The 24,827-nt window shown below is 41.7% G+C and carries 28 protein-coding genes; 23 read left to right on the top strand and 5 right to left on the bottom strand.

Annotated elements, in window-relative coordinates; translation table 11 throughout:
* Positions 1–4: 4 nt before the first annotated feature.
* The 6 genes from rsmG (at position 5) to MKY83_RS19585 (ending at position 4,492) form a co-directional block, all read left to right on the top strand.
* Positions 5–724 carry a 16S rRNA (guanine(527)-N(7))-methyltransferase RsmG gene (gene rsmG, locus MKY83_RS19610; protein WP_126741556.1) on the top strand — a complete coding sequence of 240 codons (720 nt, stop codon included), beginning with the start codon at positions 5–7 and terminating at the stop codon, positions 722–724.
* A 105-nt stretch (positions 725–829) separates the two neighbouring features.
* Positions 830–1,705, top strand: coding sequence for a nucleoid occlusion protein (noc, locus tag MKY83_RS19605; protein ID WP_003214896.1), 876 nt, complete (start codon positions 830–832; stop codon positions 1,703–1,705).
* A gap of 118 nt (positions 1,706–1,823) precedes the next feature.
* Positions 1,824–2,438 carry an orthopoxovirus pf05708 family protein gene (locus tag MKY83_RS19600; RefSeq protein ID WP_342487625.1) on the top strand — a complete coding sequence of 205 codons (615 nt, stop codon included), beginning with the start codon at positions 1,824–1,826 and terminating at the stop codon, positions 2,436–2,438.
* A 12-nt stretch (positions 2,439–2,450) separates the two neighbouring features.
* Positions 2,451–2,648: a hypothetical protein gene (locus MKY83_RS19595; RefSeq protein ID WP_342487624.1), complete on the top strand. Its 198-nt coding sequence runs from the start codon at positions 2,451–2,453 to the stop codon at positions 2,646–2,648.
* 235 nt (positions 2,649–2,883) lie between these two features.
* Positions 2,884–3,645 carry a sporulation initiation inhibitor protein Soj gene (gene soj, locus MKY83_RS19590; RefSeq protein ID WP_034620351.1) on the top strand — a complete coding sequence of 254 codons (762 nt, stop codon included), beginning with the start codon at positions 2,884–2,886 and terminating at the stop codon, positions 3,643–3,645.
* Positions 3,638–4,492 (top strand): ParB/RepB/Spo0J family partition protein, encoded by an 855-nt coding sequence (locus MKY83_RS19585; protein ID WP_126741554.1) that lies wholly within the window; start codon positions 3,638–3,640, stop codon positions 4,490–4,492. The genes soj and MKY83_RS19585 overlap by 8 nt, the downstream gene beginning before the upstream one ends.
* A 25-nt stretch (positions 4,493–4,517) precedes the next feature.
* Here the strand turns inward: MKY83_RS19585 and yyaC are convergent, their stop codons facing one another.
* Positions 4,518–5,144, bottom strand: a complete 627-nt coding sequence (gene yyaC, locus MKY83_RS19580; RefSeq protein ID WP_126741553.1) for a spore protease YyaC — start codon at positions 5,142–5,144, stop codon at positions 4,518–4,520.
* A gap of 72 nt (positions 5,145–5,216) precedes the next feature.
* Between yyaC and MKY83_RS19575 the strand changes: the two genes are divergently transcribed.
* A complete protein-coding gene (locus MKY83_RS19575) occupies positions 5,217–6,272 on the top strand; it encodes a hypothetical protein (RefSeq protein WP_113767984.1) in 1,056 nt (351 codons plus the stop codon).
* A 25-nt stretch (positions 6,273–6,297) separates the two neighbouring features.
* Here the strand turns inward: MKY83_RS19575 and MKY83_RS19570 are convergent, their stop codons facing one another.
* The gene (locus MKY83_RS19570; protein WP_044139037.1) at positions 6,298–6,708 is read right to left on the bottom strand and encodes a hypothetical protein; all 411 of its coding nucleotides are present in this window, start codon (positions 6,706–6,708) and stop codon (positions 6,298–6,300) included.
* A 15-nt stretch (positions 6,709–6,723) separates the two neighbouring features.
* Complete coding sequence (locus MKY83_RS19565; protein WP_265208623.1) at positions 6,724–8,043, bottom strand: hydrolase; 1,320 nt, start codon at positions 8,041–8,043, stop codon at positions 6,724–6,726.
* A 285-nt stretch (positions 8,044–8,328) separates the two neighbouring features.
* On the opposite strand from MKY83_RS19565, the gene MKY83_RS19560 reads away from it, so the two are divergent.
* From MKY83_RS19560 to wrbA, 10 genes are all read left to right on the top strand, one after another.
* Complete coding sequence (locus MKY83_RS19560) at positions 8,329–8,535, top strand: DUF951 domain-containing protein (RefSeq protein WP_012011910.1); 207 nt, start codon at positions 8,329–8,331, stop codon at positions 8,533–8,535.
* Between the two features lie 216 nt (positions 8,536–8,751).
* Positions 8,752–9,852 carry a redox-regulated ATPase YchF gene (gene ychF, locus MKY83_RS19555; RefSeq protein ID WP_044139039.1) on the top strand — a complete coding sequence of 367 codons (1,101 nt, stop codon included), beginning with the start codon at positions 8,752–8,754 and terminating at the stop codon, positions 9,850–9,852.
* Positions 9,853–9,960: 108 nt separating this feature from the next.
* Positions 9,961–10,248 (top strand): 30S ribosomal protein S6, encoded by a 288-nt coding sequence (gene rpsF, locus MKY83_RS19550; protein ID WP_044139040.1) that lies wholly within the window; start codon positions 9,961–9,963, stop codon positions 10,246–10,248.
* Positions 10,249–10,284: 36 nt separating this feature from the next.
* Positions 10,285–10,830, top strand: coding sequence for a single-stranded DNA-binding protein SsbA (gene ssbA, locus MKY83_RS19545; RefSeq protein ID WP_065097572.1), 546 nt, complete (start codon positions 10,285–10,287; stop codon positions 10,828–10,830).
* A 40-nt stretch (positions 10,831–10,870) separates the two neighbouring features.
* Positions 10,871–11,110, top strand: a complete 240-nt coding sequence (gene rpsR, locus MKY83_RS19540) for a 30S ribosomal protein S18 (protein ID WP_008347556.1) — start codon at positions 10,871–10,873, stop codon at positions 11,108–11,110.
* Between the two features lie 209 nt (positions 11,111–11,319).
* A complete protein-coding gene (locus MKY83_RS19535; protein WP_044139042.1) occupies positions 11,320–12,285 on the top strand; it encodes an ABC transporter ATP-binding protein in 966 nt (321 codons plus the stop codon).
* Positions 12,278–13,795, top strand: a complete 1,518-nt coding sequence (locus MKY83_RS19530; RefSeq protein ID WP_319610050.1) for an ABC transporter permease/substrate-binding protein — start codon at positions 12,278–12,280, stop codon at positions 13,793–13,795. Before MKY83_RS19535 ends, MKY83_RS19530 begins: the two co-directional genes overlap by 8 nt.
* Before the next feature lie 191 nt (positions 13,796–13,986).
* Entirely contained in the window at positions 13,987–14,958 is a 972-nt protein-coding gene (locus tag MKY83_RS19525) for a ring-cleaving dioxygenase (RefSeq protein ID WP_065097574.1), read from the top strand.
* Positions 14,955–15,563, top strand: coding sequence for an alpha/beta hydrolase (locus MKY83_RS19520; RefSeq protein ID WP_044139045.1), 609 nt, complete (start codon positions 14,955–14,957; stop codon positions 15,561–15,563). Before MKY83_RS19525 ends, MKY83_RS19520 begins: the two co-directional genes overlap by 4 nt.
* Positions 15,564–15,581: 18 nt before the next feature.
* Positions 15,582–16,250, top strand: coding sequence for an NAD(P)H:quinone oxidoreductase (wrbA, locus tag MKY83_RS19515; protein ID WP_217012624.1), 669 nt, complete (start codon positions 15,582–15,584; stop codon positions 16,248–16,250).
* A 48-nt stretch (positions 16,251–16,298) separates the two neighbouring features.
* Here wrbA and katX read toward each other — a convergent pair whose 3' ends face one another.
* Positions 16,299–17,888 carry a catalase KatX gene (gene katX, locus MKY83_RS19510; RefSeq protein WP_113767980.1) on the bottom strand — a complete coding sequence of 530 codons (1,590 nt, stop codon included), beginning with the start codon at positions 17,886–17,888 and terminating at the stop codon, positions 16,299–16,301.
* A 105-nt stretch (positions 17,889–17,993) separates the two neighbouring features.
* Between katX and MKY83_RS19505 the strand changes: the two genes are divergently transcribed.
* The 3 genes from MKY83_RS19505 to MKY83_RS19495 all read left to right on the top strand — a co-directional run bounded on the left by MKY83_RS19505 (position 17,994) and on the right by MKY83_RS19495 (position 20,151).
* Positions 17,994–18,650, top strand: a complete 657-nt coding sequence (locus tag MKY83_RS19505) for a hypothetical protein (RefSeq protein WP_185108525.1) — start codon at positions 17,994–17,996, stop codon at positions 18,648–18,650.
* Positions 18,651–18,798: 148 nt separating this feature from the next.
* Positions 18,799–19,293, top strand: coding sequence for an RNA polymerase sigma factor (locus MKY83_RS19500; protein WP_003215191.1), 495 nt, complete (start codon positions 18,799–18,801; stop codon positions 19,291–19,293).
* A complete protein-coding gene (locus MKY83_RS19495) occupies positions 19,294–20,151 on the top strand; it encodes a DUF3298 and DUF4163 domain-containing protein (RefSeq protein WP_185108521.1) in 858 nt (285 codons plus the stop codon).
* Between the two features lie 44 nt (positions 20,152–20,195).
* On the opposite strand, the gene MKY83_RS19490 is transcribed toward MKY83_RS19495, so the two are convergent.
* The gene (locus MKY83_RS19490) at positions 20,196–21,125 is read right to left on the bottom strand and encodes a manganese-dependent inorganic pyrophosphatase (protein ID WP_003214584.1); all 930 of its coding nucleotides are present in this window, start codon (positions 21,123–21,125) and stop codon (positions 20,196–20,198) included.
* 302 nt (positions 21,126–21,427) lie between these two features.
* Here MKY83_RS19490 and MKY83_RS19485 point away from each other — a divergent pair, with 302 nt between their 5' ends.
* The 3 genes from MKY83_RS19485 to rplI are packed head-to-tail and all read left to right on the top strand — an operon-like array spanning position 21,428 to position 24,822.
* Positions 21,428–22,366: a YybS family protein gene (locus MKY83_RS19485; protein WP_335351313.1), complete on the top strand. Its 939-nt coding sequence runs from the start codon at positions 21,428–21,430 to the stop codon at positions 22,364–22,366.
* A gap of 30 nt (positions 22,367–22,396) precedes the next feature.
* Complete coding sequence (locus MKY83_RS19480; RefSeq protein WP_044139054.1) at positions 22,397–24,376, top strand: DHH family phosphoesterase; 1,980 nt, start codon at positions 22,397–22,399, stop codon at positions 24,374–24,376.
* Positions 24,373–24,822 carry a 50S ribosomal protein L9 gene (rplI, locus tag MKY83_RS19475; protein WP_044139055.1) on the top strand — a complete coding sequence of 150 codons (450 nt, stop codon included), beginning with the start codon at positions 24,373–24,375 and terminating at the stop codon, positions 24,820–24,822. The genes MKY83_RS19480 and rplI overlap by 4 nt, the downstream gene beginning before the upstream one ends.
* The last annotated feature ends 5 nt before the right edge of the window (positions 24,823–24,827 follow it).

Genomic DNA, 24,827 nt, shown 5'->3' with positions numbered 1-24,827 from the left:
CGGCATGAACATTGGACAATTTACAGCAGCACTAGAGGAGAAAGGGATGACTCTTTCTCCTGTGCAGCTTGAACAATTTGAAACTTACTTCCGCATGCTTGTAGAATGGAACGAGAAAATGAATTTGACGTCCATTACTGAAAAGGAAGAAGTGTATTTAAAGCATTTTTATGATTCAATTTCAGCATCATTTTTCATTGATTTTCACAAAGTGACGACGATTTGCGATATAGGAGCTGGTGCTGGTTTCCCAAGCATTCCTCTTAAAATTTGCTTCCCTCATCTACATGTGACCATTGTTGATTCTCTTCAGAAACGAATTACGTTTCTCAATGAATTAGCAAAAGGGTTAAACTTACAAGATACTACTTTTTATCATGATCGGGCGGAGACGTTTGGACAACGTAAGGAAAAGCGTGAAAGCTATGATCTTGTCACTGCTAGAGCAGTTGCGCGTTTATCTGTATTGAGCGAACTATGTCTGCCCCTTGTAAAAAAGGAAGGGTTGTTTGTGGCATTAAAAGCATCTGCTGCTGATGAAGAAATGCAAGCAGGGAAGAAAGCCGTTACTGTCCTCGGAGGAGAGGTTGTTGAAAAGCATTCCTTTGTCCTTCCTTTAGAAGAAAGCGAACGGAATATCATTGTCATTGAAAAGAAAAAGCAAACACCAAAAAAATATCCTAGAAAACCAGGAACACCTAATAAATCACCAATAGAAGGTTGATCATGTAAAAGGTCGGTTTTTCTTCAATATTTAAGATTTTACAGAAGGAAAAAACATGAGAAAATAGAATTATAAAAAGGTAGTTTTTAAAGGTGGTGTAGGTTCATGAAGCATTCACTCTCACGCTTCTTCGGGCTTGGTGACAAAGAACATCCTGAGCGTGAAACCGAAATAGAGGCAGAGATTGCTGAGCATGATACATTAAAGGAAGAGATACAGGAGCTCCCGGTCGACACAATTATGCCAAACCGTTTTCAGCCACGCACCATTTTTTCAGAAGAAAAGATACATGAGCTGGCCACGACGATTCATACCCATGGCATTATCCAACCTATTGTTGTCAGACCGACAGAAGAAGAAGGAAAATATGAACTGATCGCCGGCGAAAGACGTTGGAGAGCGGTACAGACTCTTCACTGGGAGAAAATCCCCGCTATTATAAAAGATTTTACTGATACGGAAACGGCATCTGTGGCATTGATTGAAAATTTGCAAAGAGAAGAGCTGTCTGCTATTGAAGAGGCTCATGCCTATGCACGTCTTTTAGAGCTTCATGATTTAACACAGGAAGCGCTTGCTCAGCGTTTAGGTAAGGGACAATCAACTGTTGCAAACAAATTAAGACTTTTAAAGTTGCCTGAAGAGGTACAACAGGCCATCCTAGAGAAAAAAATCTCTGAAAGGCATGCACGTTCACTTGTACCCCTAAAGCTTCCAGAATTACAAATCGCGCTATTGCAGGAAATCATCGAAAAGCAGCTGAATGTAAAACAGACTGAAGAGCGTGTAGTGAAAATGCTTGAACAAAAAACAGATCGCAAACCGAAGCCAAAACGTAAGGCGTTTAGTCGTGATACACGAATTGCGATGAATACCATTCGCCAGTCTCTCCATATGGTAGAAGACAGCGGGCTTAAAATAAATACCGAGGAAGAAGAATTTGAGGAATATATCCAATTAACAATTCGGATTCCTAAATAGAAAAAAGCTGATGAGAGCCACTCGTCAGCTTTTTTTATTGGTTCTACTTTATATTTACTTATTATTCACAAATTGGTAAAATATTATTTTTATAGAGGAAAGGAGGTGACATGACTCGATGAAAATGAAAAAGATAAATTTTGTTATTATTTGTTATTTACTATTTTCTTTTTTTCTTTTTACAAATGAAACAACCATATTTGCTGTGAATTCGCCAACGGTTCCTGCACAAGAAAGTCCGTTGACCAAAAAAGAACTGAACGTCCTGAAGAAACAAGGTGTTGTTTCGAAGGAGATCACTTTAGATCAATTAAATCATGAGCATGAGTCTCAGGGCGACACAATTGATCTGATTTCAGCTGGAGATCATTTGAAGGATTATGGCTTACAACAAAACAAGCAGGATGAGTTTGTGACGGATGATAAGCCGCACACCATCAAACGCCTTTTAGGAAAGCCGTATCCTGGTACCGATATTTCGCCTAAAAAAGGGGATATATTGGTGACAAACACTGATGCTTTGAAGGGAATCGTTGGACATGCAGGTATCGTCATTAATGAGAAGAGCTTTGCTTCTATTCCAGGGTTTCGACAGCATCCTCAGCTTGACTCCATTCTTAACTGGTTTCGCTATAATGCCAATACAAAGGTCATTCGTATTAATCAAGAGGAAACAGCAGACCTGGCAGGGGAATGGGCGCGCGATTATGTGAAAGCTCATCCAAAGGCTTGATACTCCATCACCATGTCTATTCAATCACTGGACCCGACTTATTGTTCAAAGATTGTGTGGCAGGCCTATGCCAAAACAGGCGATGCTGTAGGACATGCGACATTTACCATTAAGACCCCCTATGGATTCTTAAAAAAGAGAAGCTATAAAACGGTGACCCCTAAGATTATTGTGAACGAAGGCCGTACAATTGGTGGATTACATTTTTGACAAGTGCCCCTCACTTTTGATGGAAGTGAGGGTTTTTTATGATATCTTTTTCTTCAAAAAGATATATTGATATATTTTTTACTACGTTTAAGTTCGTCTTTTCATGTACGAAAATAGACATTTGCTGACGAATATATAATGGAGAAACAAAAAAAGCAAACGTTTCATACTTTTTTTGATAGAATAGGAAGTATGAATGAATGAGAAACTTGTTAAGTTGAAAGTGGGTGACATCGTGGGAAAAATCATAGCGATTACCAACCAGAAGGGCGGCGTCGGGAAGACGACAACTTCTGTTAATTTGAGTGCGTGTTTAGCATACATAGGTAAACGAGTGTTGTTAGTTGATATTGATCCGCAGGGCAATGCCACGAGTGGTATTGGGATTGAGAAGGCCGACGTAGAGAAGTGCGTGTACGATATTTTAGTTGATGATGCAGATGTTCTTGATGTGATTAAGACGACAGAGGTCGAAAATCTTGATGTCATTCCTGCGACGATACAGCTTGCAGGGGCTGAAATAGAGCTTGTGCCTACGATTTCACGTGAAGTGAGATTGAAGAGAGCACTTGAATCTGTTAAGCAAAATTATGATTATATGATTATTGACTGCCCGCCATCACTTGGATTACTGACGATTAATGCGTTAACAGCATCCGATTCCGTTTTAATCCCAGTACAGTGCGAATATTATGCGCTTGAAGGATTGAGCCAATTGTTAAACACCGTTCGTCTCGTGCAAAAACATTTAAATACGGATCTCGCCATTGAAGGTGTCTTGCTGACAATGCTTGATGCACGAACAAATCTTGGGATTCAAGTCATCGAAGAAGTGAAGAAATACTTTAGAGATAAAGTCTATCAGACCGTGATTCCGCGAAATGTAAGACTGAGTGAAGCGCCTAGTCATGGGAAACCGATTATCTTGTATGATCCACGTTCAAGAGGTGCAGATGTCTATTTAGACTTAGCAAAGGAAGTGGATGCGAATGGCTAAAGGTCTTGGAAAGGGTATTAATGCACTATTTAACACTGTAGACTCAAATGAAGAAACGGTTGAAGAAATCAAAATAAAGGATTTGCGTCCAAACCCGTATCAGCCAAGGAAAACGTTTGATGAAGATGCATTGTCTGATCTCAAAGAATCCATTCAGCAGCACGGTGTTTTACAGCCGATCATTGTCCGTAAATCGATTAAAGGATATGACATTGTAGCAGGAGAACGTCGTTTCCGTGCAGCACAACAAGCTGGTCTGACAACGATTCCTGCGATCGTCAGAGAATTTTCAGAAACGCTCATGAGAGAGATTGCCCTTTTAGAAAATCTGCAACGCGAGGATTTATCTCCATTAGAAGAAGCGGAAGCCTATGCTTCCTTACTAGATCACCTAAGTGTGACGCAAGAGGAATTAGCGAAGCGATTAGGGAAGAGCAGACCGCATATTGCGAACCATCTCCGTCTTTTGACTTTACCGGATGAAGTACAAAAGCTGATTGCAGATGGAAAGTTATCGATGGGTCATGGAAGAACCTTGCTTAGCTTGAAAAACAAAAATAAGCTGGCGCCATTGGTAAAGAAAATTGTGGACGAGGGGTTAAACGTACGTCAGGTTGAGAAAATTGTTCAGCAATTAAACGAAAATGTTCCACGTGAAACAAAGAAAAAAGAAGCACCAAAGGATCGAGTGTTGAAAGAAAGAGAGTCTTTCTTGCAAAACTACTTTGGCACTTCAGTGTCGATCAAGAAACAGAAGAAAAAAGGAAAAATAGAGATTGAATTTCTCTCCAACGAAGATTTAGAAAGAATCCTCGAATTGCTTTCTGCGAGAGAATCATCAGAGTGACCATCTTGATACGAGATGGTCTTTTTTATATTCTCCCAGTGATATTTTGAATAGGAGCGAAGAGAGAACGGCTTTTTTCTCTTGTCCAATCCATTTGATCAATATGAGATAGACTTTCAGAAAGTATATTGGCCATAGACATGACAAGATGAAGGCGTGTGTTTTGGAGAACGAAGTATTCCATAAAGCCGCTCACATTGACGATCCCATTAATATGAATATCTCCTACCTCTGGCAGCTCCTTTTGTACACCCGCTCCAGGCTTTAACGGTCCATCTCCAATTTGGAAGGAGCCTACACTTTTCACTCTTCCTAAGCAGGCATCAATCGCTACAATAAACGGATGTTTATGAGCTTGTTCAATTTCAGCGAGCTTTTCTTTTAAATTGACCGCATGAACTGGGTCAGAGAGCGTGCCATATACATGAAGCTTTTTCAAATCAAGGCCTGAAAGCTTTGTACCAACAAGTGGACCTAGAGAGTCGCCAGTTGAGCGGTCTGTTCCAATACAAACGATGGCAACGGGTCTTTTTCCTGCTTTCTGAAGATGCGAGAATAAAATACTTTTAAGCTGTTGAATGGCGTTTGTATCCGTATGGGACACGTATTCTTTCACCCTATTTCTAAAAAAAAGACCGTTCTTGCTATTCATAGGTCTCACTTCCTTGTCATAGTAGTTAGTAACAGTATACGGAAACAAGCTTAATTCTATACCTATGAGGTGATGATTGTGTGGAAGGCTGGTTCAAGGTGGACGCTTTTAATTTTAGGAAGCTTAATAGGAGCGGGGTATGCTTCCGGCCAAGAAATTTGGCAGTTTTTTGGCATTGATAGTGGACTAGCCATTCTACTGTTTACATTGATGTTTATGCTGTCTACCTATGTGGTGTTAAAAATCAGTTATGAGGTACGTGCCGATCACTTTGTGCCAGTGCTAGAGCGGCTTGTCGGCCCGTGGCTGGCTAAAGTGTATGATGTTTTAATTGTCCTTTATTTATTCACGACAACGACAGTCATGATTGCCGGTGGCGGGGTGACACTCGAGATGTATCATGTGCCATTTTGGGTGGGCATCGGTGCATTTTGTCTATTTTCATTTATGATTTTTTTCTGGGATGTGAAAGGGCTCTTATCTGTGAATGCTTTCATTATACCAATTTTGGTGGCGGGGCTCATCTATGCGTTTGTTTTTTATTATATGAACCATGATCATATGTGGCGGATTGATTTTGGGCAGCAGTACAATTGGCCTGCCAGCATTGTCTTTGCTTCTTTGAATATATTATCTGTAGTCGCAGTGCTGTCTTCGGTTGGAAAAGAAATGAAGGGCCTTGGCGAGGCCAAAGTGGCGAGTATATTAAGCGGTCTGATTTTTGGGATCATCTCGTACGTGTATAACGAAATATTGGTTGATATTTCTGGGAGTCTATCAGCAGAAGGCATTCCTTTGTTTACAGTATTAGAAGGAGCACCAACATCATTGTTTGTGTTTATGACCGTTGTCCTTTGTCTAGCTATTTATACGACGACAGCGGCAGGTTTATTTGGTTTATCCAGCCGGATGCTTTCTTTTGTACCATTGCCTCGCTGGCTGGTTGTGCTCGTGATGCTTCTGTTGATGGCGCCTTTAACATCTCTTGGGTTTGCCGATTTGATTGCTTTCTTGTATCCGATATACAGCTTGCTGAATCTTTATTTGCTTGTCTGTTTAATGCTATATCCGATTTTAAGTAAAAAGATATTTTCTCGCCCTGAAAATTATATTGATAAAATAAAATAAGCACCTCTCTTTGTCAGAGCTGTGCTTATTTTATACGAATAGAATCAATGGCGTCTTTGATATCATCATAGACTGGCATTTGCTTGAGACGCTGAAGGCGTTCCTCTAATTCTGAAATGGCTTGTCCTTTTAAATGCTGGGAGATGTGTTGTTTGACAATGGTCGTCTGGTTGATCATGTCTTCGGTTTTAGACAATTGATACTCCAAGTGTACGCGAGTGTTTGCTAATTCGTCATGCAGTCGCATTTTGAGCAGCCGTTTTAGATCCTTTCGCTGTCCTTCTCTTCGTATGGCTTGAATTGCGGCTATTTCTTCTGGGGACTGCGTTTGTGTTTGTGGTGCCGATTGATTTTCAAATACAGACATGGAGCGGCGGGCACTCACATTTTGCAAGAAACGCTGGGCGTCACTAGGAGGTTTATTTTGATTGATCATGCGGTGACTCCTTTCTTAATGAATACCCATTTGCATCGCAAGGCGTCTATCTGCCTTGGCGTAATCATCACCCATTGTGTACATATGTCTTGAAAGGGAAGAAAGTTCTTGTTCGTAATCTCTCAAGGTGTACAGGGCATTCAGTTGTTTTTCATGTGAATAAAAGGAGGAATGATGTTGTTCCATCCTCACTTCTTCTACCAGTGCTTCCACATCACTTGGACTTAATAAATCATAGTGGCCAAAGCCGACGAGTCCTTTGAGCTCTTGTTTTACATGCTGGACGGCGTCTTTTACACTTTCATCGATCCCATCGATTTTATCAAATATAGTGTGTACTTCATGTTCAATCACACTTTGGAGATCGTAGGATGAATTTTTCAGTAAATGGGATTTTATGATAATTTCTAGACCGCTTTGTGCATATGCACGTCCAGAATGGATTTCTTGCAACAGCATGGCTGTAAAACTTGTATTATGATCAAGCTGTTCATCTAAAATACGGGCAGATCCATCTTTGTGGAATGAATACCCATTTCCTTTTAAACTCCCAGAAATAAGAGCTAAAAAAGCATTTGTATCAAAGGATTCGTTCCATTCTATATTCATAGACGCAAAAGCTGATTTTAAAAAGGTGTCAATTTCTCTTTGTTTATATTTAACGGATTCTTGGACGGCGCCTTGTTGCTGTGGCGGCACGGTGTACTTAACTTGACCAACTCCATGATCATGGCGATTGAGTAAACCTACATAATGACTAGGTTGAATATATTCAGTCAAGATCCGTGTATATTGACCTTGCTGCGTTTTCTGCTGAATCGAAGGCGCCAGACTGCTCCATATATTTGGGCTATCAAAGGTGACGGCTTTTTTGACAGCTGGCTGTTCTGTCGCAACATAAGCACAAACAGCACCGGCAAGGGCTTGTCCAGTGAGATAGATACCTGCATTGGGATGCTTCTGGCTGACTTGCTCTATGTATTCCTTCCCTTTAAAAAAGACATGATCTTGATTGCTATCAAGGGACTTCCTTTCAATGGGATAGGCATAATCCGTTTTGAGCAATGACTGTGCCGCAGTGTGTACATCTTGTGGCGAGGTCACCGGCATTTGCTTTGGCATCGGACAGTGAAAAGCGACGATGAACTCGTCTGATTGTTCCGGCTGCATCGTTAATCCATATAATTGATGATCGACCTTGAGAAAATCATGGACAGTGAGCGTTTGCTGACCTATTTCTATCGTATGGTGCTGCTGGTAATTGTCTATGTTTCCAGCATGATCGGATATGATTTTATATTCTTTATCAGTTAATCTATCCTTTCGATTGACCATCGTACCTGCTCCCTCACATAACATTTATGCAGATATCATAAATCAAAAAATATGGAAAAACCACAGCGTTCTACCAATAAAAACCTTTTGACCTACAGTGTTTGTGACAATATTGAAAAAAAGCGGAGTTTAAGTAACTATTGGTCACAAATAAAATGATCTAAAAGAAGGGTTTTTTCTATAAAAAAGAATAGAAGAAAGAGGGTCTTTGCTTTGTGCATTGCTCTTCATCGCCGTTTTTTTGTACAATAGATTCAATGAAGTGAGCAAGAGAGGTGAAAGCTGATGGCAGACAAAGCGTTTGGGTTACATGACGTCGTTGAAATGAAGAAACCCCATCCATGTGGTGTCAATCGGTGGAAAGTAATTCGGTTGGGCATGGATATTCGCATTAAATGTGAAGGCTGCGGGCATAGCGTCATGATCCCAAGAAGAGACTTTGAACGAAAAATGAAGAAAATTCTCGTCAAGCATGAGGAGCCAACTGCTTAAGTAGGCCTCATGCTTTTTTGATGAAATTTGTCTTTTGTATAGAAGAATTAGATGCAAATTTCCGTTTTAAAGGATTGATTTATTCTTTTTGGCAATGTTTCTTCTATTGATAATGCATAACGGTTAGCTTGTCTTTTCATGTAAACCTACTTATAATTGCTCTAGGTTCATATTACGCAGTATAACGAGCACGTTTGATATAGAGGAGATGAAAGAATGGCTTTAACAGCTGGTATTGTTGGCTTACCTAACGTCGGGAAGTCAACGCTATTTAATGCAATTACACAGGCTGGAGCGGAGTCTGCTAACTATCCGTTTTGTACCATTGATCCAAACGTCGGAATTGTAGAAGTTCCAGACGAGCGTTTGCAAAAACTAACAGAATTGGTGCAGCCGAAAAAGACAGTTCCGACTGCTTTTGAATTCACTGATATTGCCGGTATTGTCAAAGGGGCTTCAAAAGGTGAAGGTTTAGGGAATAAATTCCTTTCTCACATTCGTCAAGTAGATGCGATCTGTCACGTGGTGAGAGCTTTTGCAGATGATAACATCACACACGTATCAGGTAAGGTTGACCCTGTGTCAGATATCGAAACCATTAATTTAGAGTTGATTTTGGCTGATTTAGAAACAGTTGAAAAACGTTTGGCTCGTGTGAGTAAGCTTGCAAAACAAAAGGATAAGGAAGCGGTAGCTGAATTTGATATTTTGTCGAAGCTAATGAACGCATTTGAAGCTGGGAAATCGGCAAGATCTGTAGAATTTACAGATGAGCAGCAGAAGCTTGTGAAACAGCTTCATTTACTCACATCTAAACCAGTTCTTTATGTAGCAAATGTGAGTGAGGATGAAGTAGCAGATCATGACGGCAACGAATATGTGCAGCAAATCCGTGAGTTTGCTTCTGGTGAAAATGCTGAAGTCATCGTCGTATGTGCGAAGATCGAGTCTGAAATTGCAGAGCTTGAAGGAGAAGAGAAGCAAATGTTCCTTGAAGAGCTTGGCATCAAAGAGTCAGGTCTAGATCAGCTGATTCAAGCATCTTATTCACTTCTTGGTTTAGCTACTTATTTCACAGCAGGTGAGCAGGAAGTACGCGCTTGGACGTTTAAAAAGGGAATGAAGGCACCGGAATGTGCTGGAATCATTCATACGGACTTTGAACGTGGGTTTATTCGTGCTGAAACGGTTGCATATGAAGATTTACTTGCTGGTGGAAGCATGTCTGCTGCAAAAGAGGCTGGAAAAGTCCGTCTAGAAGGTAAAGAATATGTAGTGAAAGATGGAGACGTCATTCATTTCCGTTTTAATGTATAGGTTCTTGTCATAGGCCAAGTAATTTGTTATAATATACAATTGTGAGTAATATAATTTATTGCTCCTTGCCCGTTTAGGGCCGCTTAGACCAAAAGGAGGTGCAATCAGATGAGAAAGTACGAAGTTATGTACATCATCCGCCCAACAGTTGACGATGAGGCTAAAAAAGCAGTTATCGAGCGTTTCAATAACGTGTTAACTTCAAACGGTGCGGAGATCACTGGAACAAAGGATTGGGGTAAACGTCGTCTTTCATACGAAATCAACGATTTCCGTGAAGGCTTCTACCAAATCGTAAACGTTCAATCTGACGCTGCAGCAGTTCAAGAATTTGACCGCTTAGCTAAGATCAGTGACGATATCATTCGCCACATTGTTGTTAAAGAAGAAGTATAAATCATTGAAATATATATTTAAAGGTGGTCTTTCAATATGCTAAACCGTGTTGTATTGGTCGGAAGACTAACAAAAGACCCTGAGCTTCGCTACACGCCTAATGGTGCGGCTGTAGCCACGTTTACTCTAGCTGTGAATCGTACGTTTACGAATCAATCTGGAGAGCGTGAAGCCGATTTCATTAACTGTGTTACTTGGAGAAGACAAGCCGAGAACGTGGCTAATTTCTTGAAAAAAGGAAGTCTTGCCGGTGTAGACGGTCGTTTGCAGACAAGAAACTATGAAAATCAGCAAGGACAGCGTGTCTTCGTGACAGAAGTTCAAGCTGAAAGTGTTCAATTTCTTGAGCCTAAGAGCGGCAGTGCTGGTTCAGGTGGATACAGCGGCGGTGGCAATAGCGGAGGCCAGTATTATGGCGGTAGCCAAAACGATCAGAATCCATTTGGAAATGAACCAAATCAAAATCCATATGGCAATCAAAGCAACCAACAAAATCGTAATCAGGGAAATAGCTTCAATGATGACCCATTTGCGAATGATGGTAAACCGATTGACATCTCCGATGATGATTTGCCATTCTAATTGATTTGAAAAATTGACTAAAGGAAAGGTGTGAAAACAAATGGCAGGTGGACGCAGAGGCGGTCGTGCGAAACGTCGTAAGGTATGTTTCTTTACTTCTAACGGTATCACGCACATCGATTACAAAGATGTTGATCTTCTTAGAAAGTTTGTTTCTGAGCGTGGTAAAATTTTACCTCGTCGTGTAACAGGAACTAGCGCTAAGTATCAACGTAAATTGACATTAGCGATTAAAAAATCACGTCAAATGGCATTACTTCCATACGTTACTGGTGAGTAAGTCGTTGACTTAAAAGCGGAGAGCCTCGAGCTCTTCGCTTTTTTTTGTCTCACGAAGAATCTCATCCGATTTGGCTAGAGCTGTTTTTGGCGGGCACCTTAGGGGAAGTATGTAAAAGAGAGTAAAAGTGACAGTTTGTTCTATACAAATACGGGGTTGATCTGTCATATTGGTAGTCTAGAAAATAATTGCAGTCAGGGCGTGGGAAGATGATTGAATTTAAGAAGGTATCGATGCAATTTTCTGATGAGCGCTATGCCGTTCAATCGGTTGATTTAGAGATTCAGAAAGGTGAGTTTTTTGTTTTCATTGGACCTAGTGGAAGCGGGAAAACGACAACATTGAAAATGATCAATCGTCTCATTTCTTCAACAGAAGGTGAGATTTACATAAAGGGTCAAAAAATAAACGATTATGATATGTATGAACTGCGCTGGGATATTGGGTATGTTCTGCAGCAAATTGCTCTTTTTCCTCATATGACCATTGAAGAAAATATCGCTGTGGTGCCAGAGCTCAAACAATGGAGTCGGAACGAGATTAAAAAGCGAGTGGATGAATTGATGCAGATGGTTGGGCTTGACCCTGCTATGTATCGACATCGAAAGCCATCAGAGCTATCTGGTGGACAGCAGCAGCGTATCGGTGTTGCACGTGCACTTGCAGCTGATCCGGAGATTGTCCTCATGGATGAACCATTTAGTGCGTTAGATCCACTAACGAGGGAGAAATTGCAGGATGATCTGCTTGATTTGCAGCGCCGTATTCAAAAGACCATTGTCTTCGTGACACATGATATGCAGGAGGCGATGAGGCTTGGTGATCGAATTTGTATCATGAAGGAAGGGAAAGTGGTGCAGATTGGTCGTCCAGAGGAATTGGTTCAACACCCAGTGAATGCTTTTGTTCGGGAGTTTGTCTCAGGGGCTGCTCGCCATGCGTTACATCAATCGTTTGAGCTAGAGGACATGGCTAGACCAATGGCTCACGAGGCTCTTTTAGGCTATGAAGCGATCACAGCACATGCCACGCTGGATGAGGTCTTATCCCAATTGGCAAAGCATGAGGAATTGGCTGTGGAAAAGGATGGGGAGCGAATTGGACTAGTGAATCGTCAAGCGGTGATTCAGTTTTTAGCTGATTCTCCTAGAGAGAGGGGCGAGTCACATGAATGATTGGATCAATGTGTTATTGGATCGAAAAGAACAATTGGGACACGCCTTACTTGAGCATATTCAAATTTCGTTTATTGCTTTATTTTTAGCCATTTTGATTGCCATTCCCTTAGGTATCTATTTAACGAGAGTGCCAAAGCTTGCAGAATGGGTGATTGGGGTGACGGCGGTCTTGCAAACAATCCCGTCGCTTGCGCTGCTTGGCTTGCTGATTCCTCTTGTTGGAATTGGGCAAGTTCCTGCGATTATTGCGCTTGTCGTTTATGCCCTACTCCCTATTTTAAGAAATACATATACAGGCATTCAGGAGGTCGACCCTTCCCTGAGAGAAGCGGCGCTTGCCATGGGAATGAATCACCGTAAACGGTTATTAAAGGTGGAACTGCCTCTGGCCATGCCAGTCATCATGGCAGGTATCCGAACCGGGATGGTTCTCATTGTGGGAACTGCCACTCTTGCCGCACTGATCGGAGCTGGGGGATTAGGAAGTCTAATTTTGCTGGGAATTGACCGAAATGATATGTCACTCATTGTCATTGGCGCTATACCAGCAGCCTTACTCGCACTCTTATTTGATGTGGTGCTGCGCACGTTTGAGAAAATCTCTTTTAAAAAGACTGTGATTTCTGTGACGGTTTTTGCTGTGTTTGCAGGAGCTATTGTCGCGGGCCCATTACTGTTTCAACAAGAAAAGAAGGAAATCACCATCGGTGGAAAGCTAGGATCGGAGCCTGAAGTTCTGATCTCGATGTATAAGCTTTTAATTGAACAGGATACGGATATTCAAGTCAATCTTAAGCCTGGTCTTGGCAAGACGTCTTTTGTTTTTCAAGCTTTACGGTCTGGTGATATTGACATTTATCCTGAGTTTACGGGCACTGCGATTTCTGAGTTCCTCAAACAAACAGCGAAAAGCACAGATAAAGAAAAAGTGTATGAGCAAGCGCGGCGCGGTTTGGAATCATCTTTTAAGCTCCGCCTTCTTGAGCCGATGGCTTACAATAATACGTATGCTTTAGCCGTGCCTCAGTCGCTGGCTGATCAATATGATGTATCCAATATTTCAGATCTAGGCAAGATCAAGAATCGCATAAAAGCCGGATTCACCTTAGAATTTTCTGATCGCCAAGATGGGTATCGAGGTATTCAAAAGACCTATCAACTTGCCTTTGATGATGTGGTGACGATGGAACCGAAGCTTCGGTATCGAGCGATTCAAAAAGGAGATATCAATTTAGTCGATGCGTATTCGACAGACAGTGAATTGAGGCAATACAAATTAAAGGTGCTTGATGATGATCAGCATGTTTTCCCGCCATATCAAGGAGCACCGCTGCTAAGGCAGGAGACATTAACGGAGTACCCTGAGATTGAGACCTCTCTCAATAAGCTCGGTGGTCAAATCACAGACGATGAGATGAGAGAAATGAATTATGAAGTGAATGTAAAAGGTAAGGATGCATTTCAGGTAGCGAAAGCCTATTTAAAAAAGAAAAAATTACTGCAATAATCAAGGAAGAGCAGGTCTGTTATGCAAAAACAGACCTGCTTTTTTCAAAGGAAAAACAAAAATCGTTGACTTTTATTTAAAAACATCATATCCTTAATTCGAGATAAATATATTTTTTTGATTTAATATCTCGAATTCGAGATAATATAAAGACGTCAGTAAAGACATAATGAATAGAGGCTTGTTACTTCATGATTAGGAGGTCATTAGAAGTGAAGAAAACAGAAGGAATTCACCATATCACAGCAATTGTAGGGCATCCTCAGGAGAACGTTGATTTTTATGCAGGTGTTTTAGGACTTCGTCTCGTGAAGAAGACCGTGAATTTTGATGATCCAGGTACTTACCATTTATATTTTGGAAATGAAGGAGGATCTCCGGGAACGATTATCACGTTTTTCCCTTGGCCAGGTGCTCAAAAGGGACAAATTGGCGCAGGTCAAGTGGGCGTGACGACATATGTTGTACCACCAGGCGCTTTCTCTTTCTGGGAGGAACGTCTTGAGCAGTTTGATATTTCTTATGAAATGGTTGAACGCTTTGATGAAGCCTTTCTCTCATTTGAAGATCCACACGGCTTGTTGATTGAGCTTGTAGAGCGTGCGGAAGGGAAACAAAATGAGTGGACATTTAACGGAGTCACACCAGATGTTGCAATCAAAGGATTTGGCGGAGCTGTTTTGTTAACATCACAGCCAGAGCAAACGATGCAGCTGCTCGAACAAACAATGGGTTTTGAACGAGTTGGAGAAGAAGTGGATTATGTGAGATTCCGTTCGTTTGGTGAGATAGGCAATGTCATTGATGTGAACAAGACACCTGTTGCACGCGGACGTATGGGTGTTGGAGTGGTGCATCATATTGCATGGAGAGCGACAGATGATCAGGATCAGTTAGATTGGCAAAGACATATTGCGCAAAGCGGGTATCAAGTGACACCTGTGCAAGATCGAAATTACTTCAATGCCATTTATTTTAGAGAGCTTGGCGGCATATTATTTGAAATTGCGACTGATCCTCCAGGGTTTGCACACGATGAATCAGTGGAAACTATGGGTGAAGCATTGAAACTGCCACCGCAATATGAAGCGCAGCGCAGTCAGATTGAACAAATTGTGCTGCCAATAGAAGTGAGAGAATTGAAAGGGAAAGGAGATGCATGATGAAACATCTTTTTCGAAAAGGAAAGAATGAACAAAGACCTGTTTTGTTATTACTGCATGGTACTGGCGGGACGGAAGAAGATTTATTGCCGCTTGCCGATTTAGTAGATGCTGACGCTTCTGTTCTTAGTGTGAGAGGAAATGTGTTGGAAAACGGTATGCCGCGCTTTTTCAGACGTTTAGCAGAGGGTGTTTTCGATGAGCAGGATTTAATTGAGCGGACAGAGGAACTTTATACATTTATCGGAGAAGCAGCAGATGAATATGGGTTCGATCGTCACAATGTCGTCGCTCTCGGATATTCCAATGGGGCGAACATTGCAGGAAGTCTTTTATTCCATTACGAGGATGCGTTAAAAGGAGCGATCCTGCATCATCCAATGGTTCCAAGACGCGGAGTTTCATTGCCTTCATTGGCGGGGAAACAAGTCTTTATCGCAGCTGGTAAAAATGACCCAATGTGCCGCCCAGAGGAATCACAAGAGCTCGAGCAATTGCTGCAAGGCGCAGGCGCTTCGGTCACACTACATTGGGAAAATCGCGGACATCAGCTAACGAGAGAAGAAGTCGATGCTGCGGCATTATGGTATCGTCGTCAATTTTAATGAAGGTAGGGAATATAGATGGGTTTTTTACAGAAGCTTTTTGGGCAAAACAAACAAAAGGAGATGGAACAAATGGAAAACGTAAAATTAGCAGTTATTTATTATAGTTCAACAGGTACAAACTATCAGATGGCAAAATGGGCAGAGGCTGGAGCGAAAGAAGCTGGAGCCGAAGTGAAAGTATTAAAGGTTGCTGAATTGGCACCAGAAGCAGTTGTGGCATCAAATCCAGCATGGAAAGCACATTTAGACGAAACAAAGGATGTCCCAGAGGTTCAATTAAGTGATTTAGAGTGGGCAGATGCCATCATCTTTAGCATGCCAACACGTTTTGGTAACTTACCGGCTCAAATGAAGCAATTCTTAGACACTACTGGCGGCCTATGGTTCCAAGGGAAATTGGCAAACAAAGCAGTGAGTGCGATGACCTCTGCACAAAACCCAAATGGCGGGCAGGAACAGACCATTCTTAGCCTATACACAACGATGTTCCACTGGGGAGCGATTATTGCCGCTCCTGGATACACAGATGACTCGTTATACGGTGCAGGGGGCAACCCTTACGGCGTGAGTGTCACTGTTGACCAAAACGGAAAGATCCAAGAGGATGCCGAAGCTGCTGCAAAACATCAAGCAAAACGTACAGTCAATGTAGCAGAATGGATTAAAAAGGGTCAAAACGCTTAATCGATGAATACAAAAAGAATGCAGCCTAGGCGCTGCATTCTTTTTTATTTAATAAGGATCTGATGGTGTGCTGTTGTTAATCGCTTCGTCTACAGCTTGTGCGGCGCCTGTAGACCCTATAGGTCCGCTTGGCTGTTCTTGTTTGAAGGCTTTTAAACCGTCAGCAACACGCTTTCCGTAATCAGGGTCAGCCTTTGTAAAGTTTTCGATCATTTGCTCTTGAATGTCTTTTTGACAGGTCGCAAGGGTGTTGACTAAGTTCTTAATCAATTCCTCACGTTCCCAATCATTGAAGCGGCGATATGTTTCTCCAGCTTGTCCGAAGTTGTTCGGGCGGTCAATGGCTTCCCGTTTGACGTCACCCTCTACAAAAGGCGTATGATCCTTTCCATCCTGCTTGGCTTCTTTTAATCCGCCGAGGATCGATGGTTCATAATTCACATGAGGATTTTGCCCTTTGCCTTGATCGACCTGGTATTCCATTTGCCCATCTCTTTGATTCGTGGCGACATGCTTTTTCGGTGCATTGATCGGCAGCTGTAAATAGTTCGGTCCCACACGATATCGCTGCGTATCAGAGTAAGAGAAGGTGCGCCCTTGAAGCAATTTATCATCTGAGAAATCCAAACCGTCTACGAGAACGCCAGTCCCAAAAGCGACCTGCTCAACTTCTGCGAAATAATTTTCTGGATTTTTGTTTAACACCATTCGTCCGATCGGTTTCCATGGATAGTCATCCTTGTACCAAAGCTTTGTTGGATCAAGCGGATCAAAATCGAGGTGAGGGTGGGCATCATCTTCCATGATCTGCGCATAGACCTCCCATTCAGGATGATCTCCTTGCTCAATAGCTTCATATAAATCCTGTGTGGCATGATTAAAGTTTTCACCTTGTATCGCTTGAGCCTGTTCTTGTGTCAGGTTGCGAATGCCTTGCTTCGGTTCAAAGTGATATTTGACCAGCACTGCTTTTCCTTCATGGTTCACCCATTTGTACGCATGGACACCTGAGCCTTGCATGTGGCGATAGGTTGCTGGGATACCCCATGGTGAAAAGAGAAATGTCACCATATGTGTCGCTTCTGGAGATTGCGAGACGAAGTCAAAAATACGCTCGCCGTCCTGTCGATTGGTGACAGGATCAGGCTTAAAGGCATGAACCAAATCTGGAAACTTCAAAGCATCTCGGATAAAGAAAATTTTCAGGTTGTTTCCAACGAGATCCCAGTTGCCTTCTTCTGTATAAAATTTAATCGCAAACCCTCTCGGATCGCGCAATGTTTCTGGCGAATGACCGCCGTGAATGACAGCAGAAAAACGAACGAAAACAGGAGTCTTTTTTCCTTTTTCCTGAAATAACTTCGCCCTTGTATAAGTGGAAATGGGCTCGTCACCGAATGTGCCATAGGCTTCAAAATAACCGTGAGCTCCTGCACCGCGCGCATGGACGACACGTTCAGGAATACGTTCGCGATCAAAATGACTGATTTTTTCTAGGAAATCGTAATTTTCAAGCGTAGTTGGGCCTCTATTTCCAACGGTTCTCATATTTTGATTGTCTGTTACGGGGTGACCTTGCCGATTTGTTAAAGTGTCTTCTGACTCTGAAGATGGCTTAGGGTGTTGATCTTCTTTCAATTCGAATCCCTCCTTCAATATCTCCCTAACAATATGGTCATCTTTCTCCCTATTTCATACAAGGATTGATATAATGATTGAAAACTTTCACGAGGAGCGAACCTGATGATTCGATTACACTGCCTTCATGCCCATCCGTCTAATCAGTCCTATATAGAAGAGGTGTTTGGTGATACAGATATTGAGTTGCATCACATGGTCGATTCATCATTTATAGAACGTGCCACAAAAGATCCCGATTTTAATCCTCACAAGCAGCAAACCTATGCCATCAACAAATTGATGAAAGAAGATGAAGCCGACATCATTCTGCTCACGTGCACACAATATATTGCCGCTTTGGGTGATCAGCAGCATCTCTTTAAGCAACCGATTGTTCCGATTGATGAACCGTTATTTGAACTGATTTGTCAGAAAAAAGGGCCTCTTCAACTTGTGTTTTCAAACCCGAATACAGTGGAAGGGACAATGAAGCGGCTTGAGTCATATGCAAAAGAGTACGGCAAACAGATTGATGCAGAGGTTATGGTGATGGAGGATGTCTTTCACCTTTGCCTAAATGGTGATATGCAGGATTATGAGGAGCTAATCAAAAAGCAGCTCAGAAGATGTATGAAAAAAAGTGGAGACATTTGCGTGATGCAGCTATCAATGGTTCATGCGGCACAGCAGATGAAAGAGGAGACAGGCGTTCCGATCATTCATCCGCTTTCTCCACTTAAACAGTTTGTCCATCAAACAATATCCGCTTTGAAAGAGTGAACCTGTCTGGTTCGCTCTTTTTGTATAGAAACGGAAATGGAATGACATGTTAAAAAATAATCGAGCGCAAACTATTTTCAAAAGGTGCGCGTCTATCCATTGTAAGAAATAACCGATGCGCATTTAAGATAAAGGAGCTCTTTGTAAAATGAAGAAACGAAAAATTGAGGATCAATTTGCTGATTACGTAATGGAGCATAAACACAGTTTTTATCGATTATCCTATAGTTATGTCAAAAACCCAGAAGATGCGATGGATGTCGTTCAAGAGGCGATTCATAAAGCACTCAAATCTGTTCACCGATTAGAGGATGCGACCAAGATGCATAGCTGGTTTTATAAAATCGTGGTGAACGCAGCCCTAGACTTTTTACGAAAGAAGAAGCGGGTGCAAGTGACAGACGATGATACGCTTGAATTCTTATCACAGGGTGAATCAGATGTATATGAGGATCAAGATGTCAGAAGAGCCATAGAGGATTTGCCCGAAATCTACCGGGGCATCATTATCTTGAGATTCTTTGAAGATTTAAAACTAGAGGACATCGCCCACATTCTCGATGAAAATGAAAACACCATTAAAACAAGATTATATAAGGCGTTGCGGCTTTTAAAAGTAGAATTATCGCAGGAGGAAATATAAATGGATAAGTATTTAGAACAGTTAAAAGAGGAATATTTAGAAATCCCCATTCCACCGGAATATGATGCTATGGTTGAACGGACATTAAAACGAAAAAACAAAAAACCTCATTTTCAGCAATGGACGATCGGACTTGTTGCTGCGGCTGCTCTATTTGTCACGACTGTGAATGTCAGTCCACAGGCGGCAAGAGCTATTTCGGAGATACCTGTCATTGGCGAGCTGGTGAAAGTCGTGACATTCACAGAATTTAAAAAGAGCGATCAAGGAACGAATATTGACCTTAAAACACCACACGTTTCAGGGCTTGGGGACGGAAAATTAGAAGACAGCCTGAATCAAAAATATTTAGCTGAAAACAAAAAGCTGTATCAAGATTTTGAAAAGGAAACAAAGGGATATAAAAATGGTCATTTAAGTGTTGAGAGCGGATATGAAGTGAGAACAAACAATGACCAAATTCTCTCACTAGGTCGATACAAGGTGACCACTCAGGCGTCTGCGGCAGAGGAAATGACGTATGATACGGTGGATAAGAAAAATCATGTACTCATTACATTACCAAGCCTGTTTAAAGATGACCGTTATATTGATGTGATTAGTGAAAATATTAAAGTGCAAATGAAGAAACAGATGAAAGAGGATTCAAATAAGATTTACTGGATTACCAAGCAAGATACGGTTGAACCGTTTAAGAAGATTCAGCCAGATCAAAGCTTCTATATCAATTCAAAAGGCAAACTGGTGATTTCCTTTAATGAATATGATGTGGCGCCTGGTTACATGGGTGTAGTTGAATTCACGATTCCAACAAGTGTGTTAAAGGATATTCTTGTCAGCGATATGTACATTCATTAAAAGAAGAAAAAAGACTGCTGAACATGTCAGCAGTCTTGTTGTGTTTATGAAGAAAGTGCGTCTGTCAGTGCAGGTACGACTTGTTTCTTTCTTGATACAACACCTTTTAGTAAAGCGGTGTTGTTTTCAAGTGTGACGTTAAATGCTTTTTCTACTTTTGCAGCTTCGACACCGAGTGCAAGTGCAAGAGAGTCATTTTCTAGGATGTCTGTGATCACTAGAACGAATAGATCAAGACCTTTCGCTGCGATGACTTCATTGATTTTCGCTTCAATATCAGCCTGTCTTGCTGTAACTTCTGCGATATCTACTGTATTGACTTGCGCAATTTCCACTTTGCTATTGCCTAGTGCGAATTCTTTTGCATCAATTGTAATTAGTTCTTGAACCGTTTTTTGGCTTAGGTCAGCGCCAGCTTTTAGCATGTCTAGGCCGTAAACTTCTGGATCTACTCCTGCAATTTCAGCTAGCTCATGCGCAGCATCAATGTCTTGTTGTGTGCATGTTGGTGATTTGAATAGCAAGGAATCAGAAATGATTGCAGATAAAAGCAAACCAGCGATTTCTTTTTCAATCTTCACTTGGTTCTCTTTGTACATTTTGTTTAAGATTGTTGCTGTACAGCCAACAGGCTCAGCGCGATAGTATAGAGGTTCACTTGTTTCAAAGTTGGCAATACGGTGATGGTCAATGACCTCAGTCACTTGTACTTGATCAATATCGCTTACACTTTGTTGGAATTCGTTATGATCGACAAGAATGACTTGCTTTGTTTCGTTTGCAGCCGTTTCAATGAAACGAGGTGCTTCTTGTTTAAAGAAATCTAATGCGAATTGTGTTTCTCCATTGATTTCTCCAAGTCTGACTGCTTCTGCTTCGACGCCGATTTTGTTTTTTAGATCAGCGTAAGCGATAGCAGAGCAAATCGTGTCTGTGTCAGGGTTTTTGTGTCCGAATACGAGTGTTTTTCCCATGTGAATTCTCCTTCTTACATTTATTGATGATGTTTCTATTCTAACAGCTTTTGACCTTGAATTCAGGGTCTATAGCTAAGAATAATCTAAAAAATTGTAACATGCTGTTTGAAAAGTTGCATGTACGAATCGATATCAGTGTTCCACGTGAAACGCTCCTAAGATAGCCTGCATTTTACTTGCGATTTACCGCTATGGTAAAATAAAGGTTGGAGTAAGACATGGTGTAGCTTACATCGTACGTATACATAGAAGGACACATTGAGCAAGATATAGTAAAAGGATTAGATAGAGGTGAAGGTGTGAAACAAACTAAAGCGTTAGTAGAGGGCGCTATCATGATCAGTATTTTTTCTGTCATGACGCTGTTTTATTTGTATGTGCCGCTATTATCCATTATTTTCTTTCTAGCTGCTCCGATTCCGATTATCCTCTATACAATCAGGCACGGCTTGAAAAAAGGAATTGCTGCTGGCGCTATTGGGATAGTGATCAGCTTTTTAATTGGGTCTATTAATGGACTCATGACGGCGCCAATTCTGATTGCTGTGGGATTAGGCATGGGTGTTTTCTACAGCAGAAGACAGCCTGGAAATGCCATCATTGCAGGTGCGCTGATCTATTTATTCAGTTTCCTTATCTCCTTTGTTGTCAGTGTTCAGCTTTTTCAAGTCGATATTATGAGTGTCGCGAAAGAGTCGATTGAGCAAATGATTCCAATGTTAGAGACTGCCTTAAAGCAATCCGGCGCTTCTGAGCAGGACATTGCGAAGCAGCTGAAGCAGTTCAGAGAGATGCAGGATGCCGCATTGAGTGCTTTGCCTGTCGCGCTGTTGATTGGTGTCACACTGCTGGCGTTCGTGAACCACTGGTTTGTGAAGCCTCTGATCAAACGGTTTGTCAAAGACATGCCAGCCTTGAAGAAATTTAAGGATATGCGGCTGCCAAAAAGCATGGTATGGTATTATTTACTCACAATGCTTTTGATGCTGATTCAGACAGAAAAAGGCAGCTTTTTATCGCTCGTTCAAACGAGTGCGTTTCAAATTTTATTTATACTGGTGCTTATTCAGGGATTTTCTTTTATCTTCTATTATTGCCACGAAAAAAGCATCTCAAAAGCGGTGCCCGTTTTCGCTATCGTGTTAGGGGTTCTCTATCCGCCAATCGGTGTGATTGTGCGTATTATAGGGATTGCTGACATAGGCTTTGATTTAAGAGAAAAAGTAAAAAACAAATAATTCACTCTGAATGTTGAGGAGTTGATATCAGTGCCAAGCTTCTATAGAAAACCTGTCATCAAGTATCCGATCATCGCTTTGATTGTCCTTGCGGTGGTCACAGTCCTCCTCAACCTTTATTATAATTGGATCATAGGAGCGGTTGGTCTTTTAGTCCTTGCAGGTGTGCTCTACTTCTTAAAGTGGGCAGATACGCAAGTGCAAAAAGAGATTGATTCATATATTTCAACATTATCCTATCGAGTCAAAAAGGTTGGAGAAGAAGCATTAATGGAAATGCCAATTGGTATTATGCTGTTTAATGACCAGTATTATATCGAATGGACAAATCCATTTCTCGCTTCGTGTTTTCATGAAAGCACGCTTGTCGGCAGATCCTTGTATGATACATTCGAGTCCGTTGTGCCTCTTATTAAACAAGAGGTCGAGACAGAAAATGTGACGCTGAATGACCGGAAATTCAAAGTCATTATTAAACGGTCAGAGCGCCTTTTATATTTCTTTGATGTCACAGAACAGGTACAGATTGAAAGACAGTACGAAAATGAACGAACGGTGTTATCTTATATCTTTTTAGACAATTACGATGATGTCACGCAGGGTCTTGACGATCAGGTGCGCAGCACCATTAATAGTGAAGTGACGTCTCTGTTAAACAATTGGGCACAGGAATATGGCATTTTCCTGAAGCGAATTTCGTCCGAACGATTTATGGCGGTTCTAAATGAAAGCATTTTAGCAGAGCTGGAAGCGTCGAAATTCTCTATTCTAGACGAGGTCCGTGAGAAAACAGGAGCGCATAGTGCGACGCTTACCCTGAGTATCGGGATCGGTGCATCCGTACCTTCTTTAAAAGAGCTTGGGGCACTTGCGCAGTCGAGTCTTGATCTTGCCCTCGGACGAGGCGGGGATCAGGTAGCCATTAAGCAGCCGAATGGAAAAGTGAAATTCTACGGCGGGAAAACGAATCCAATGGAGAAACGGACACGTGTACGCGCACGAGTCATTTCTCATGCTTTAAAAGAAATTGTTTCTGAAAGCGGAAATGTCATGATCATGGGGCATAAGTTCCCAGACATGGACTCAATCGGTGCATCCATTGGGATTTTAAAGGTCGCCCAGGCTAATGGGAAAGAAGGCTATATTGTCATTGATGCCAACCAGATTGGGGACAGTGTTCAACGTTTGATTAGTGAAATTAAGAATTATGAAGATCTTTGGTCACGTTTTATCACGCCAGAGGAAGCCATGGAGCTTGCAAAGGATGACACGCTGCTTGTGGTCGTGGATACACATAAACCGTCTCTCGTCATGGAAGAACGACTACTCAATAAAATTGAAAATGTCGTGGTCATTGACCATCATAGACGCGGCGAGGAGTTTATCCGTGACCCATTACTTGTCTATATGGAGCCGTATGCTTCATCAACAGCAGAGCTTGTGACAGAGCTTTTAGAGTATCAGCCGAAGAAATTGCGCATTAACATGATTGAAGCTACTGCGCTTCTCGCAGGGATCATCGTTGATACGAAGAGTTTCTCGCTGAGAACGGGATCAAGAACGTTTGATGCAGCATCCTATCTTCGTGCAAAGGGGGCAGATCCTGTCCTTGTGCAAAAATTCCTAAAAGAGACCGTCGATCATTACATCAAACGGGCAAAGCTCATTCAGCATACAGATCTGTATCAAAATCAGGTGGCGATTGCTTCATTACCGTCAGACAGCTCGGAGTATTATGATCAAATCACGATTGCCCAGACGGCAGATTCCCTGTTGTCAATGAGTGAGGTAGAAGCGTCATTTGCTGTCGCTAGACGAGATGACAACACGGTGTGCATTAGTGCGAGATCATTAGGAGATATCAACGTCCAAATTATCATGGAAGCGTTAGATGGCGGCGGTCATTTAACTAACGCTGCAACCCAAATGTATGGTATAACCATTGAAGAAGCGGTAGAGCAGTTAAAAGCTGCCATTGATGAATATTTCGAAGGAGGGGTTCAAAGATGAAAGTCATCTTTCTAAAAGACGTAAAAGGCAAAGGGAAAAAAGGCGAAGTCAAGAATGTAGCTGACGGATACGCTCACAACTTTCTCATCAAACAAGGGTTAGCGGTTGAAGCAAACCCAACGAACCTAAGCGCATTGGAAGGGCAGAAGAACAAAGAGAAAAAGAATGCCATCCAAGAGCTTGAACAAGCGAAACAACTAAAAGAAACACTTGAGGCGCTAACAGTAGAACTAACAGCAAAATCAGGTGAAGGCGGCCGTCTGTTTGGATCAATTACAAGCAAACAAATCGCTGATAAATTGCAAAAAGATCATCAAATCAAAGTCGATAAGCGCAAAATCGAGCTGAATGACGCCATCCGTGCATTAGGATACACAAATGTACCGGTGAAGCTTCATCCAGAGGTACAGGCAACGTTAAAGGTTCATGTGACAGAACAAGCATAAACCGA

The organism is Bacillus sp. FSL M8-0266 (genome assembly GCF_038613425.1).
GTDB lineage: Bacteria > Bacillota > Bacilli > Bacillales > Bacillaceae > Bacillus > Bacillus pumilus.
Note: the sequence above shows the minus strand (reverse complement) of the source record. Positions and strands in the feature narration are given on the sequence as shown.